9 protein-coding genes are annotated in these 14792 nt (G+C 54.1%); 3 read left to right on the top strand and 6 right to left on the bottom strand.

Annotated features, from left to right (window positions below):
* Positions 1 to 592 precede the first annotated feature (592 nt).
* Positions 593 to 4480 (bottom strand): phosphoribosylformylglycinamidine synthase, encoded by a 3888-nt coding sequence (purL, locus tag K7X24_RS16545; RefSeq protein ID WP_224555916.1) that lies wholly within the window; start codon positions 4478 to 4480, stop codon positions 593 to 595.
* 216 nt (positions 4481 to 4696) lie between these two features.
* On the opposite strand from purL, the gene mltF reads away from it, so the two are divergent.
* Positions 4697 to 6205 (top strand): membrane-bound lytic murein transglycosylase MltF, encoded by a 1509-nt coding sequence (mltF, locus tag K7X24_RS16540; protein ID WP_224555913.1) that lies wholly within the window; start codon positions 4697 to 4699, stop codon positions 6203 to 6205.
* A gap of 17 nt (positions 6206 to 6222) precedes the next feature.
* On the opposite strand, the gene tadA is transcribed toward mltF, so the two are convergent.
* Genes tadA through murQ form a run of 3 tightly spaced genes read right to left on the bottom strand, consistent with a single transcriptional unit; the run spans position 6223 to position 8398 of the window.
* The gene (tadA, locus tag K7X24_RS16535) at positions 6223 to 6756 is read right to left on the bottom strand and encodes a tRNA adenosine(34) deaminase TadA (RefSeq protein ID WP_039545495.1); all 534 of its coding nucleotides are present in this window, start codon (positions 6754 to 6756) and stop codon (positions 6223 to 6225) included.
* Between the two features lie 45 nt (positions 6757 to 6801).
* Positions 6802 to 7440, bottom strand: coding sequence for a phosphatidylglycerophosphatase C (yfhb, locus tag K7X24_RS16530; protein ID WP_010301173.1), 639 nt, complete (start codon positions 7438 to 7440; stop codon positions 6802 to 6804).
* A 31-nt stretch (positions 7441 to 7471) separates the two neighbouring features.
* The gene (gene murQ / locus K7X24_RS16525) at positions 7472 to 8398 is read right to left on the bottom strand and encodes an N-acetylmuramic acid 6-phosphate etherase (RefSeq protein ID WP_224555911.1); all 927 of its coding nucleotides are present in this window, start codon (positions 8396 to 8398) and stop codon (positions 7472 to 7474) included.
* A 349-nt stretch (positions 8399 to 8747) separates the two neighbouring features.
* Between murQ and lapG the strand changes: the two genes are divergently transcribed.
* Positions 8748 to 9437 (top strand): cysteine protease LapG, encoded by a 690-nt coding sequence (gene lapG / locus K7X24_RS16520; RefSeq protein ID WP_039532622.1) that lies wholly within the window; start codon positions 8748 to 8750, stop codon positions 9435 to 9437.
* Positions 9438 to 9446: 9 nt separating this feature from the next.
* Complete coding sequence (gene lapD, locus K7X24_RS16515; protein ID WP_039508036.1) at positions 9447 to 11399, top strand: cyclic di-GMP receptor LapD; 1953 nt, start codon at positions 9447 to 9449, stop codon at positions 11397 to 11399.
* Between the two features lie 144 nt (positions 11400 to 11543).
* On the opposite strand, the gene K7X24_RS16510 is transcribed toward lapD, so the two are convergent.
* Both K7X24_RS16510 and K7X24_RS16505 read right to left on the bottom strand, forming a co-directional pair.
* On the bottom strand, positions 11544 to 11888 hold the full coding sequence (locus K7X24_RS16510; protein ID WP_103862561.1) for a tryptophan synthase subunit beta: 345 nt from the start codon (positions 11886 to 11888) through the stop codon (positions 11544 to 11546).
* 65 nt (positions 11889 to 11953) lie between these two features.
* The coding region (locus K7X24_RS16505; RefSeq protein WP_224555908.1) for an Ig-like domain-containing protein at positions 11954 to 14792 on the bottom strand (2839 nt) is incomplete at its 5' end.

Genomic DNA, 14792 nt, shown 5'->3' with positions numbered 1-14792 from the left:
TAAAAAGTAGCACCGTAAAAAACAATCAGGGGGGATTCTCTGGGGGAGGTGGCGGGTATGAAACGTCACGCGGCCAGAAGAATCGCTCCCTCTGGCCGCGTAACTGAATAGGCGGTGCCTCACTCAACGTGTCGCCCGATGCTTGATAACGTTCGTTTTCACGCCCGATTATCGGTCTGGTGGACGATAGGCACCCTTTCTTTTGGCATCATTCCAGATGTTATGAGCGAAAATGTTTGCCAGTTAGCAACGCAATCATAACCAGTTGAATGAGCAACCATCATTAAAATGCACTTAGCATGCCAAGTTTGAAATAATTAAATCAATACACTGATTATTAATAATTTTTAATTTAAATTTCGCTAAAAAACACATAGTCCAGAGTTCGAATAACGAAAATACACGCCAAAGAAACGATTTATGTCGCTAAAAACAGACAGCTTTATGATGCCATCACACCATTCATATAAATCAAACAGTTAAATGTCACCAATTAGAGACGCCAAAAAACAGGTCCGTCGCAAAAAAACGACAAACTGAGAAAAAAGACGTAAAAAAGGGGCCGAAGCCCCTTTCTCTCACTGACCTTAACTTAGCCCAGCTGTCTACGCGCATTGCGGAACATACGCATCCACGGACCATCCTCGCCCCATTCTTCTGGGTGCCAGGAGTTACTGACGGTACGGAACACACGCTCAGGGTGCGGCATCATGACGGTTGCCCGGCCGCTGGTGCTGGTTACTGCCGTAATACCGTTTGGCGAGCCATTCGGGTTAGCCGGATAGTTCTCGGTTACCTGACCGTAGTGGTTGATATAACGTAGCGCTACCAGACCGTGCTCTTCAATCGCCGCCAGATGCGCACCATCGCGGACTTCAACTTGCCCTTCACCGTGTGAAACCGCAATCGGCATGCGCGATCCTGCCATGTCATTCATGAACAGCGACGGGCTTTTCTCCACTTCGACCAAGCTGAAGCGCGCTTCAAAGCGATCGGATTTATTGCGGACAAAACGCGGCCAGAGATCGGCACCCGGAATCAGCTCACGCAGGTTAGACATCATCTGGCAGCCGTTACACACGCCCAGCGCCAGCGTCTGTGGACGCAGGAAGAATTCAGCGAATTCATCACGCACGCGAGAGTTGAACAGAATGGATTTAGCCCAACCTTCACCCGCGCCCAGCACGTCACCATAAGAGAAGCCGCCACACGCCACCAGCGCCTGGAAATCCTGCAAATTACGGCGATTTGCCAGCAGGTCACTCATATGGATGTCGATGGCATCAAAGCCTGCACGGTGGAACGCCGCCGCCATTTCGACGTGAGAGTTCACACCCTGCTCACGCAGGACTGCCACTTTAGGGCGGACATTCTTAGCGATATAAGGTGCGGCGATATCTTCCTGCGGATCGAAGGTCAGCGACACGTTCAAGCCAGGATCGTTATCATCCTGTCTGGCGATGTGTTCCTGATCGGCACACTGCGGGTTATCACGCAGACGCTGCATCTGCCAGCTGGTTTCAGCCCACCAGCGACGCAGCGTTGAACGGCTTTCCTGATAGACGGCTTCTGCACCCTGATTGATGGTGAAACGCGTGCCTTCTTCAGCATGACCGAGGTAATGCACGCAGTCCGCTAAACCGTGCAGGGCCAGAACCGCTTCCACTTCCGCACGACGGGCAGCAGGAATCTGAATGACTGCGCCAAGCTCTTCGTTAAACAGCGTCGCCAGCGTATCCTCACCCTGAGACGCGATATCAACAGTCACACCGCAATAGCCAGCAAACGCCATCTCTGCCAGCGTAACCAGCAGGCCACCGTCTGAACGGTCGTGGTAGGCCAGAAGCGCTTTGTCCGCGACCAGTTGCTGCATGGCGTTAAAGAAGCCTGCCAGTTGCTCTGGGCTATGAACATCTGCCGTCTTACGACCCAACTGACGATAAACCTGCGCCAGCGCTGTCGCGCCCAGTGCTTTATTACCCGCACCCAGATCGATGAGCAGCAGCACATTATCCTGTCCGGTACGCAGTTGTGGCGTTACCGTGTTACGCACGTCTTCCACGCGGGCAAACGCAGAGATCACCAGCGACATCGGCGAGGTTACCGCGCGATCTTCGCCCTCTTCCTGCCAGCGGGTTTTCATCGACATGGAGTCTTTACCCACCGGAATCGTCAGACCCAGCGCCGGGCACAGTTCTTCACCCACAGCTTTCACTGCATCGTACAGCCCAGCATCTTCGCCCGGGTGCCCTGCTGCTGCCATCCAGTTCGCAGACAGCTTCACGCGAGTCAGCGGGCCGATATGCGTGGCCGCAATGTTCGTCAACGCCTCACCCACAGCCAAACGCGCAGAAGCGGCGAAGTTACGCAGCGCAACGGGCGCACGTTCACCGATAGACATCGCCTCGCCGTAATAGCTATCAAGGCTGGCGGTGGTCACCGCGCAGTCAGCCACTGGCACCTGCCACGGACCGACCATCTGATCGCGTGCCACCATACCGGTAACAGAGCGGTCACCAATGGTGATCAGGAAGGTTTTTTCGGCGACAACAGGCAAATGCAGCACGCGCTCGACCGCTTCAGCCAGATAGATTTCATCACGCTGTAGCGGCGTGCCTTCAACCTGCTTGCGCTCAACGTCACGCAGCATCTTCGGCGTTTTGCCCAGCAGCACATCCAGCGGTAAGTCGATAGGTTGGTTGTTGAAGTGACGATCGTTCATCGTCAGATGCAGTTCTTCCGTCGCCTCACCAATCACCGCATAAGGCGCACGTTCACGGCGGCAAATTTCATCAAACTGTGCCAACTGCTCTGGCGCAACGGCCAGAACATAGCGCTCTTGCGATTCGTTACACCAGACTTCCAGCGGGCTCATGCCCGGTTCGTCGTTCAGAATATCGCGCAGTTCAAAGCGACCACCGCGACCACCGTCGCTCACCAGTTCCGGCATGGCGTTGGACAGACCGCCGGCGCCAACATCGTGGATAAACAGGATCGGGTTGGCTTCACCCAATTGCCAGCAGCGGTCGATCACTTCCTGACAGCGACGTTCCATTTCCGGGTTATCGCGCTGTACAGAAGCAAAATCCAGATCCGCATCGGACTGACCCGATGCCATAGAAGAGGCTGCACCGCCGCCCAAACCGATATTCATGGACGGTCCGCCCAGTACAATCAGTTTGGCACCGACGATAATTTCGCCTTTTTGGACGTGATCGGCGCGGATGTTACCAATGCCGCCCGCCAGCATGATCGGTTTATGGTAGCCGCGCAGCTCTGTGCCATTGTGGCTATCAACACGCTCTTCATAAGTACGGAAATAGCCCGTCAGCGCAGGACGACCGAATTCGTTGTTGAATGCCGCGCCGCCCAATGGGCCTTCGGTCATGATATCCAGCGCGCTGACAATACGCTCTGGCTTGCCGAACTCTTCTTCTTCCCACGGCTGGACAAAGCCAGGAATGCGCAGGTTCGATACAGAGAAGCCCACCAGACCCGCTTTCGGTTTGGAACCACGGCCTGTCGCGCCTTCGTCACGGATTTCACCACCGGATCCTGTTGCTGCGCCCGGCCACGGTGAAATGGCGGTTGGGTGGTTATGCGTTTCAACCTTCATCAGGATATGAGCGTCTTCCTGATGGTAATCATATTGTCCGTTGGGATCGGTGTAGAAACGGCCGACGGCGGAGCCTTCCATGACGGCGGCGTTATCTTTATAGGCAGAGAGAACGTGATCGGGCGTGTGTTCAAAGGTGTTTTTGATCATTTTGAACAGTGACTTCGGCTGAGTGACGCCGTCAATCACCCAATCAGCATTGAAAATCTTGTGCCGGCAGTGCTCAGAGTTCGCCTGTGCGAACATATACAGTTCAATATCGGTTGGGTTACGGCCCAGTTTGGTGAAGGCTTCCAGCAGATAATCAATTTCATCTTCTGCCAATGCCAGCCCCAGACGGACGTTCGCCTCTTCCAGTGCCTGACGCCCTTGCAGCAGAATTTCGATGCGCTTGAAAGGTGCAGGTTGATGATGAGAGAACAGCGCTTCGGCCTGTTTCAGGTCGCTAAATACGCTTTCCATCATCCGGTCATGCAGCAGTGCCCCCAGTTGCTGCCACTGTTCATCGCTCAGCGTAGGCGCATGAATATAGAAAGCCAGACCGCGTTCCAGACGCAGTACTTTGCTTAACCCACAGTTATGGGCGATATCCGTTGCTTTGGAAGACCACGGTGAAATCGTGCCGGGACGCGGCGTGACCAGTAACAGATGGCCTTGCGGCTCGTGCTCCGCGAGAGAAGGACCATACTTCAGCAAACGTGTCAGTTTGGCCTGTTCATCGTTGTTCAGCGGGGCGCTGACATCGGCGAAATGTACGTATTCAGCATAGATATCGCTGACCGGCAAAACGTGCTCTTTGCAGCGGACCAGCAATTTATTAATACGAAAAGCCGATAAAGCAGGTGAACCACGCAGTATTTCCATAATCTAAAGTTCTCTCGTCTTCGATGCACTGGCTGCGATACAGCCATTGGGCACAACAGGGGGGAAACGCGCATATTATAGAGAATCCTTCCCTCGGACGAAACCGTTTGCGTGGCGATAATTTCACTTCGCGTCCGGCGAATGATTAATCGGTGACCAAATCAATAAAAGTTGCACACTGGCGCTTTGTTAAGCAAAATGCCCCCACTCTGGGAAATGACGTATAAAAAAACTGCCGTTACAGACAGCCTGGCCACACGGCCGCCGAGAGATAACTATTTGAAGCCGTTAAAATTAAATTATTTTTTCATCGGGATTATCACGTTACTGCTGGCGTTAGCGCTATGGCCTAGTATTCCCTGGCGCAGTAGTCAGGATGTACAGCTCAGGCAGATCCTCTCACGCGGTGAGTTGCGTATCAGCACGGTCAACTCACCGCTGACCTATGCAATGAGCAACGGATCCCCGACAGGTCTGGACTATGAACTGGCAAAACGGTTCGCCGATTACCTCGGCGTCAAGCTGGTGGTCTCGTCACGCAAGAACCTTGACGAACTGTTCGACGATCTGGACGGTAACGATGCAGACCTGCTGGCAGCCGGGCTGATCTACAACCACGAGCGTCTGGAACGCTTCCGTGCCGGCCCAACCTACTATTCCATTTCACAACAGATGGTGTACCGCCTCGGTTCACCTCGCCCAAAAACGCTGGATAAACTGCAAGGCCGCCTCGTCGTGACGTCAGGTTCGGCCCACGCCGCTACCCTGCGCGATCTAAAAGCAGAAAAATACCCGCAGCTAAGCTGGGAGTCGGCTTCCGATCAGAGCACGCAGGACTTACTGAAGCAGGTTGCCGACGGCAAACTGGACTATACGTTGGGTGATTCGGTCACCATCGGCTTAATGCAGCGAATTCATCCGCAGCTCGCTGTCGCCTTCGATCTCAGCGACGAAGAACCTGTTACCTGGTATATGCGACGCTCACACGATGACAGCCTGTCCGCCGCGCTGCTGGATTTCTTCAGCCAGATTGTCGAAGACGGGACACTCGCACGTCTGGAGGAGAAGTACCTCGGCCATGTTGGCGAATTTGACTATGTCGATACCACCACGTTCCTGAGTGCGATTGATGAAACGCTGCCAGATCTGCGCCCGCTGTTTGAAAAATACGCCACCGATATCGACTGGAAGCTGCTGGCCGCCATCTCCTATCAGGAATCACACTGGAACCCGCTGGCGACGTCCCCTACCGGCGTGCGCGGGCTGATGATGCTCACGCGTAACACGGCAGAAAGCCTGAACGTCACCGATCGGGTCGACCCTGAGCAAAGCATCCGCGGCGGCGCGCAATATATGTCGCACATGATGCAGAAAATGCCGGACACCATCCCGGAAGATGAAAAAATTTGGTTTGCGCTGGCGTCCTACAACATGGGATACGCCCATCTGCTTGATGCGCGTAAATTGACCGAAAAACAGAAGGGTAACCCCGACAGCTGGGTCGATGTGAAGATGCGCCTGCCGATGCTGAGCCAGAAGCGCTATTACACTCAAACCACCTACGGCTACGCGCGCGGACATGAAGCCTATAACTACGTGGAAAACATTCGGCGTTATATGGTGAGTCTGGAAGGTTATCTGATAGAAAAAGAAACCAAAGCGCAGCAACAAATCCAGATCGCACAAGGCTATCCGGCAGTTCCTATCAATAAGGTGCCGGAATAAACCTGCATAAAACGCTGCTACTCCTGCGCTGCGTTTTTCTCGCTTTTTTCTGCGGCACGCCGGGCTTTATGCTGTTCACGGCGCAGACGGAAGAACGCGCTGAGCGTTGCAGAACATTCATCAGCCAGAATGCCCGATTCAATCACGATCTGATGATTCATGCCGGGGTGGCGCAGAATGTCCACCAGCGAGCCCGCCGCCCCCGTTTTCTCATCTGACGCACCGTAAACCAAACGGCCAATACGGCTGTGTATCATCGCACCCGCACACATGATGCACGGCTCCAGCGTGACATACAGCGTTGTCTCCAGCAGGCGGTAATTCTGCAACACCTGCCCTCCCTGCCGCAGTGCCATAATCTCAGCATGCGCGGTAGGATCGTGATGCCCAATCGGCCGGTTCCACCCCTCGCCGATCGCTTCATTATCCAGCACCAGCACCGCTCCAACCGGTACTTCACCTTCATCCTGAGCACGCTGAGCCAGCGTTAATGCATAGCGCATCCAGTATTCATCGTTAGGCAGGCTAACCACGTTTCCTCTCTCGAACATTCATATTTTGGCGGCGCATTATACCTATATGAAGAAATGAAAAAATCATTCCAGCTGTTGCAGGCTACCTTCGGGGGTGACTCGCCAGCGGTGTTCGCAAAAATAGAGCAGCGGATTGTCCTGTTTGCTGTCGCTGTAACCGCTGTAGAGCTTGAGCGGCGCGCCCAGACGCTGCTCCATCTGCGTCACTTTTTCATGTCCCAGACAGCGCAGCGTTAATACCCAGCCGCCATAGCGGCGTGTAATCTGGCTTCCCATCAGGCGCACGCCGGGCAGAAAAGGCGAATCATGATAGACCTGTTCCACCAGCCGCTGCGGCGATCCCGTCACCAGCCAGACCTGAGCCTCGCTGTCTTCAAGATAGGTTTTCAGCCGCTGCTGAACCTGCGGAAACGGAATGACATCATGACGAAACGCGCCGACAAACTGCTTTTCCAGTTGCACCAGTTCGTCTTCATCACGGCCAAACGTAATCGCCCACAGCAGCCAGCTCATCGGCCATCGGGCCGCGCGACCGCGAATCAATAACCCCAGCCCGATAATCGGTAATAGCGGGATAACCAGAACGAGATTTAACGGCAACCGACGAAGTAAAAAACGCAAAAAGCTGCCAAACATGTCCTGCTGATGCAACGTGCCATCCAGATCAAAAAAAACAATGCGTTGCTCTCGCTTATCACTCAAAACGTTTCTCCCGACTTACACCAAGATAATCTTATCCGCCAATTAGCGCCTCACGCAGATAACCGTTGTGTTGTTTCAGACGCTCACGCGCCGCTGCCACGTCAATATTAGCCAGAAGCATCAGAATTGCAGGCTTAACCTCATTATCCGCCTGCACCAGCGCCTGCTGCGCTTGCTCCCGCTCGGCTCCCGTTGCTTCAACAACGATGCGGCAAGCCCGGTCTAACAGCTTCACGTTGGTTGCCTTCACATCCACCATCAAATTCTGGTACACCTTCCCCAGCTTAACCATTGCGCCGGTAGAAATCATATTTAGGACCAATTTTTGCGCCGTTCCTGACTTCAACCGCGTCGACCCCGTTAACGCTTCCGGACCAACCACCGGAGAAATCGCCACCTGTGCTTCTTGTGCGATGGGAGAATGGGGATTGCAGGAGATCGCCGCCGTCCGGCAGCCAACGTCATGCGCATAGCGCAACGCGCCAATCACATACGGCGTCCGGCCTGATGCCGCAAGGCCGACAACCATATCTGCAGCGGTTAAATTCAGCGCTTTTAAGTCCGCCTCACCGAGTGCGGGATCGTCTTCCGCGCCTTCAACCGCTTTAAGCAGTGCGCCCGGCCCACCAGCAATCAGGCCGATAACCAGCCCGTGCGGTACACCAAACGTCGGCGGACACTCCGAAGCATCCAGCACGCCCAAACGGCCGCTGGTCCCCGCCCCCAGATAGATCAGTCGCCCGCCTTCCTGCAACGACGCCGCAGCCAGATCGACAGCCTCGGCAATCGCAGGTAAAACCAGCGCAATGGCTTCAGGCACTTTCCGATCTTCCTGATTAAACGCGTGCATCATCTCCAGCGTAGAGAGCTGATCCAGCGCCATCGTTGCCGGATTGCGCGTTTCGGAAACCAGTCTCCCTAAATTAAGATTATCTCCATCCATCACATCTGAACGCATTCAGCTACCTCATGCTTTATATCAGCGCGCTACACGCTTATGACAAACAATCATTTTCACCACTATACCCTAAATAATTCGAGTTGCAGGAAGGCGGCAACGCAGAGAATCCCCAGGAGCTTACTCAAGTAAGTGACTGGGGTGAGCGAGGACAAATTGGCTCAGCCAATTTGAACGCCGTTTACGGCGGCCCTTCGGGGCGAGGCTCAGAGATGAGCCGAGTATTGCCAACGCACATGCATCTTGAAGTATGACGGGTATATACTGCTTTTGAGACCTATGAAAGTACGCTATTCTGCATCGAATTCACTCTCCACATGCATCTCGCAAGGTAAACAGAGAAACCTCAGTGCGGCTCCCCGGGTTCAGAATTTCCAGTTACAGGTTTTTCTTTATTAGCTGTCTGCTGTTTCTGCTGGCGGGTTCCCTACGTGCGGACTGGGATTTTATTACCATTAATCAGAGAACCGAGCAGCTTTATGGTCCGGCTACGCCTGATGCTCGCCGCCGAATAGATGAATGGCAGACGCTGTTGGTCAATTCCCGCAATAAAGAGGAAAAGGCGCTGCTGAGCAGCGTGAACCAATTTTTCAATGACCGTATGCTGTTTCGCGATGATATTGTCGTCTGGAATCAGGAAGATTACTGGGCTACGCCGATTGAAGCGCTGCGTAAAGGTGCCGGGGACTGCGAAGATTATGCGCTTGCGAAGTATTTTACGCTGCGCCATTTAGGCGTCTCAGCGGACAAATTACGCATTACCTATGTTAAAGCCCTGCGTCTGAATAAAGCGCACATGGTAGTGACCTATTATCCCACGCCAACCTCGATTCCACTGGTGTTGGACAATCTGACCGACAAGATCCAACCTGCGACAGAACGCAACGATTTAGTTCCGGTGTACGCCTTTAACGGCGGTGGTCTCTGGCTGCCGGGCGCGAGCGGCAGCAATAAACGCGTCGGTGACAGTAAACGACTTTCACGCTGGCAGGATGTATTAACCAAAATGCGTGCCGAAGGGTTTTCAATTGAGGAGTAAGGGTAGGCTATGTCTCTATACAAACAATTACTGATAGCCATCTGCCTGTTTGTGCTAATTATTTTCAGCGGGAGTTTTTTCGTCAGCCTGGAAAATTCGCGTGAACAGTACAATAACCAGCTTCACTCTCACGCGCAGGATGCCGCTACCGCATTGGGGCTTTCCCTGACGCCAAATATTGATGACCCGGCGATGGTAGAGCTGATGGTCAGCTCGATTTTCGACAGCGGCTATTTTTCCAGTATTCGCGTGCGGGATTTAAAAACCGGCAACGTCACGCTGGAACGTACCGCATCGCCGGATATCCCTGACGTCCCGCTCTGGTTTGTCCGGTTGGTGAACCTGCAACCCGGCGCGGGCGAAGCTATCGTGATGCGCGGCTGGGAACAGGCGGCAAAAGTTGAAGTGGTCAGCCACCCGATGTTCGCAGTCACCCGTTTGTGGCGCAGCAGCACGGCCACCTTCCTGTGGCTGCTCGGCTGTGGCACGCTGGGCGTGTTCCTCGGCGCGCTGTTCCTGCGCCGCCAGCTACGTCCGCTCGATTATATCGTCGACCAGTCGCTGGCGATTACCCGTCGTGAATTCCTCAGCCAGCCAGATTTACCCAATACGCCCGAATTTCGCCGCGTCGCGCAGGCGATGAACCTGATGGTCAGCAAGCTTAAAACGCTGTTTGAAGAGGAAGCGGAGCGGAGCGAGCGCCTACGTCAGGAAGCCTATCAGGATCCTCAAACCGGATTGAATAACCGCCGTGCGTTTGACATGCAGTTCAACGACAAACTCGCCGATGAGGAAACCGCCCCCGGTTTTCTTATCATGATTCGCGTTCAGGATCTGGCAGGGATGAACCAACGGTTGGGCGGTCAGCGTACCGATGCACTATTAGCCTCCGTCGGCCATATTCTGCGTAAAACGCAAAAGCAGCATACGAATGCTGAGAGCCTTCTGGCACGTATCCGCGGTGGGGAATTTGCGTTGTTCTGCCCAGGCCTGGTCGATAAAGAAGCCTATGCGCTTATTGGCGAACTGACGCGCAACATTGAAACCTTGCACCTGACAGGCGAAACCGATGTCTCCCCTGTCGCCCAATTCGGCATGGTGCCTTTCCGCCCCGGCGACACCGCGCAATCCCTATTTATTCAGGGCGATCAGGCGCTCACGCGGGCCGAAAGCGATACCGATACCACCGCGCCTCACGAGATGCCGTCCGTCAGTGCCGAACAGGTCGAAACCGATCGCCATATGTGGTTTAACCTGCTCGATCCCATTTTGGAACAGGAACGCTTGCAGCTTTTCCTGCAACCGGTCGTAGCGTGTGACGATCCCAGTCAGGTGCTGCATCACAAGGTACTGGCTCGTATTCAGGATGCGCAAGGGAACAGCATCGCCGCAGGCCGCTTCCTACCGTGGATTCAACGCTTTGGCTGGGATACCCGTCTGGATCAAACGATGCTGCGCGAAGTGCTGGACTACCTCCGTCAGCACGACGGCAATCTGGCGCTGAGCCTGTCCGGCACCACGGTACTGAATCTTCATCTGCTCGCCGATCTGCTTGCCCCATTGAAGCATCAACCTGACGTCGCCAGACGACTGATTCTGGAGCTGGATGAGAACCAATTGCCAGACAGTGCCCAACTGGAAGCCTTAATCAAGCTGCTGAATGAACATGGCTGTGCGCTGGGGCTACAGCATTTTGGCGGGCGCTTTAATATGATCGGCAACCTGTCCCAATGGGGGCTGGCTTATCTGAAAGTCGATGGCAGCTACATCCGCAACATCGATCAGGAAGACGATAAGCAAATGTTTATCGAAGCGCTGTATCGCGCCACCAACAGTATTGCCCTGCCGCTTATCGCCGAACGTGTTGAAACCGCAGGTGAGCTGAAAGTGCTTCAGGAGATGGGATTACAGGGCGCGATGGGACGGCTGCTGGGTGAACCAGCACCAGCGGTCAGAGTCTGATGCGACATTATTTTGGCTAACGGCGTTATTTTTGGCTAACCGCGTTTAACGGCCCCGGCTTCTCGCTACGATATTGAGAAGCTGGGGTTGTATTGAAAAGCGAGGATCGACGTTAAGATATCATCTCTCTACAACATCATTTATTCAAAACATCGTCTCTTCATCGTCGCCAATCAGCTTGTTTAACCCGCCATTCAGCGCTTCACGCGCCTGCGCACGGTTGATCAACTTCAGTTGTGCCGCCTGAGGGAAATCGGTAATGCTGACCACACCTTTCTGAATCAAAACCTGAATTAAATCCTCCAGCACGCGCACCATTTCCAGATCGCTTTGCCGCAGTTGCTGGAGGCTGGACATCGCTGCCTGATGGCTGCGGAACCAGGCCTGCGCCTCGCGCGAATCATCCGTCAGTTCGCCATTCATTTCAGGAAAAGGACTCTTTTCTACCTTCATCAGGTGACCATCACTGTCGCGCTGGATATAAAACATGTTCGGAGACCTTTTAAGTTTTTGATAAAGAAAGGAGCCAGATCGGCTCCTTTTCCCCTTTCCTGTCAGCTAGACGATTCAGGCTTGCTGACCAGACTCTCAAGCGACGGTAATGCGCCGTTATAATGTTCCAACGTAATCGACACTGCAACCGTTCCGCCCTTATCCGCCGTAAAGTTCCCCGCGGTGCTCACTTCAATCGTTGGTGAACCATGATTATCGGTGATACGAATATAGCGGCTGATATCGGTTCCTTCCTCCAATTCGCCCACCAGATCGCTTAAATCAATCCGGTCGCCCTCTTTGGCGTTAAAGTCTTTGATCACATCGTTGCCGATATCGCCAGCCTGCCACTTGAAGGTATCCGCGCCAGCTCCGCCAATGAGCGTATCGCCCCCTGCGCCGCCAATCAGGATGTCGTCTCCGCTACCGCCGTAGAGCAGGTCATTCCCAGCCCCACCATAGAGGGTGTCATTTCCTCCCTGGCCGAAGAGAATATCATCTCCGTCGCCGCCATTGAGTATGTCATTCCCTCCCTTCGACGACGACAGATCAAACTCTGAACTGTGCGCGGCAATGTAGTTATGCATGTCTTTCGTCGTCGGGACGCCCGTTTGCATGCCTAACTGCTTGCCGATGTAGTTCTGCAAAGCCGCGATGCCAGTTCCGTCGGTATTAGGGAACGAGACAACATCGCCGAACAGCACATCATCATTATACGTGCCGGACATCGTGTCATTGCCCGCCGCACCGACACTCAGTCCATACTGTTCAGCGCCTTCTGCCGAATAGCCGGTTGCCGTATCGTGGTTACCCATTTCTGTCGATGTCGCCTGCGCCACGACATTCAATTTACCCGCATCGGCCGGCACCTCAAGCGTAATCTTCCCGGCCAGCGTCTGGGCATTGTGCGCATTTTGAATCAGATACGAGCCATCGGCACCGACGGTATACTTCACGTTATTGATTTGGTCGGTCAGCACCGTTCCGGTCGGGATCCCCGTCAACCGAATCCCAGACAGCGTTTCGCTACCGTCACGGTCGGTCAATGCCGCTGAAACATCGAGCGTATAGGTCTGTTTTCCCGCCTGACCGGGGACTTTCTCCACCGTCGCGCTATTGGTGCCGGGGGTATACGTCGTGCCATCGCTGTAGATCACGCCTTCGATATTGTTGCTGACCTGCCGCGTAAACGAGCCCGACTTGCCGCTGCTATCGGTATAGTTGACCTTCAGCCCATCCAGCGTGTTGACCGACGTATTCGCGTTGTTGTTCGTGCTGTAGGTTGCGTTATAGGTGTAGCCCGTTTCCTTAATGACGAAAACATAGTCAGAATGTGCGTTGCTGCCGTTATTAGTCCGGTTACCGTTGAATGAATCCAGATCGCGGTGATCCTTACGATCGGCCGCCCAGTCGCTCTGACGATAAAAATAGCCGCTGTTGGAATGCACAACAAAGATATCGCTGTAATTGCCATCCCCGCTGGTATTGCCCTGACTGTAGTACGCCACCTTCCCGTTGCCGACCACAGTAGGCACCGGATCCCCCTCAGTCAGCCAAACGCGAACGCCGTTGCCCACCGCGACGATTTTTCCATTCTGCACGTCAAAACCACCGTTCGCGCTTCCGCCATTCACCTTAATGACTTCCGCAGAAGCTGGCGTCGTGGTAACGCTGGAGGTGCTCAAGCTTACGACTGGCGCATCGGCTACTGGCGTAATTCCAATGTGCAGCGCAGCCTTATCGCCCGTGTTCCCTGCGCTATCGACAGGTCGGTAAGCAATGTCCCCCAGCGATGAACCAGAGACATTACTCGCGGGCGTAAAGCGTAGATCGGTGTTGCCAGCCGTAAAGGTTTGGCCAGCGGTGACCGCTTTCCAACTTCCACTATCGTTAAAATAGAGCGTGCCAGCGGCAGCAGGCGGCAGAGACGAAATCACGATGCTTGTGGTATCGCTCGATACACCCAGATCGCTCCAGCCAATGTGCAGCGGTGTATCTTCTGTTCCCGACACCGTGTTGTTGTGTGCGGCTGGCGGCGTAATATCCATGATGGCCTGGCTGTTATCATGCGCCTGATTGCCTGCCGCATCGGTCGCCGTCGCCCCAGCGGTAATCTTGCCTTCCGCTAACGTGCTTAGATCGACATTCGTCTGCCATTTTCCGTTCGTCACAGGCACGTCATGCAGCGTAACCGACTTACCATTCACATCGGTAAAGACCAGATCGACCTTCTTCTCATTGCTGGTGCCGCTGACTACGGTATTTTTCGACTCGCTTTGGCTGACATACCCATCGTTACCAGCAAAATTCGTAATATCAATTTCTGGGGCAGTCGTATCCACACTGTAGGCATGATGAGTATTCGCCGTGGTGGCGTTCCCCGCGTTATCACGTGTGGTCACGCTGGCGCTAATGTCACTATTGGCCGCCAGCACGGTTCCCGGAACGTTGACACTCCAGGTTTTGCCGTCAGTATTCACCGTTGTCTGGTAGGTTTCGGTGCCAATTTTTACCGTAACGCTATCGCCCGCTCTAACCTCATTACCGACCTTGCCGGTAACAGAGATTGTCTGTCTGGATTCATTAGCGTTAATCACGTTATCCGACGTGACATTATCGATAGAAATAGAAGCAATCGGTACAACGGTATCGACGCCGTAAGCGTGAGTCGTATTGGCGGTGGTGACATTGCCTGCGATATCGCGCGTCGTGACTGTCGCCGAGACATCACTATTCGCGGCAAGAACAGAACCCGGAACATTGACACTCCAGGTCTTGCCGTCCGTATTTACCGTCGTTTGATAGGTTTCGGTGCCGACTTTCACCGTCACCGCATCGCCCGCTTTAACTTCATTGCCAACTTTACCGGTCACCGCAATGGTCTGGCCGGACTCAGTAGCG

Source organism: Pectobacterium versatile (genome assembly GCF_020166435.1).
In the GTDB taxonomy this organism is placed as follows: domain Bacteria; phylum Pseudomonadota; class Gammaproteobacteria; order Enterobacterales; family Enterobacteriaceae; genus Pectobacterium; species Pectobacterium versatile.
The sequence above is the reverse complement of the archived record's forward strand: the minus strand, read 5'-3'. Positions and strand labels throughout refer to the sequence as shown.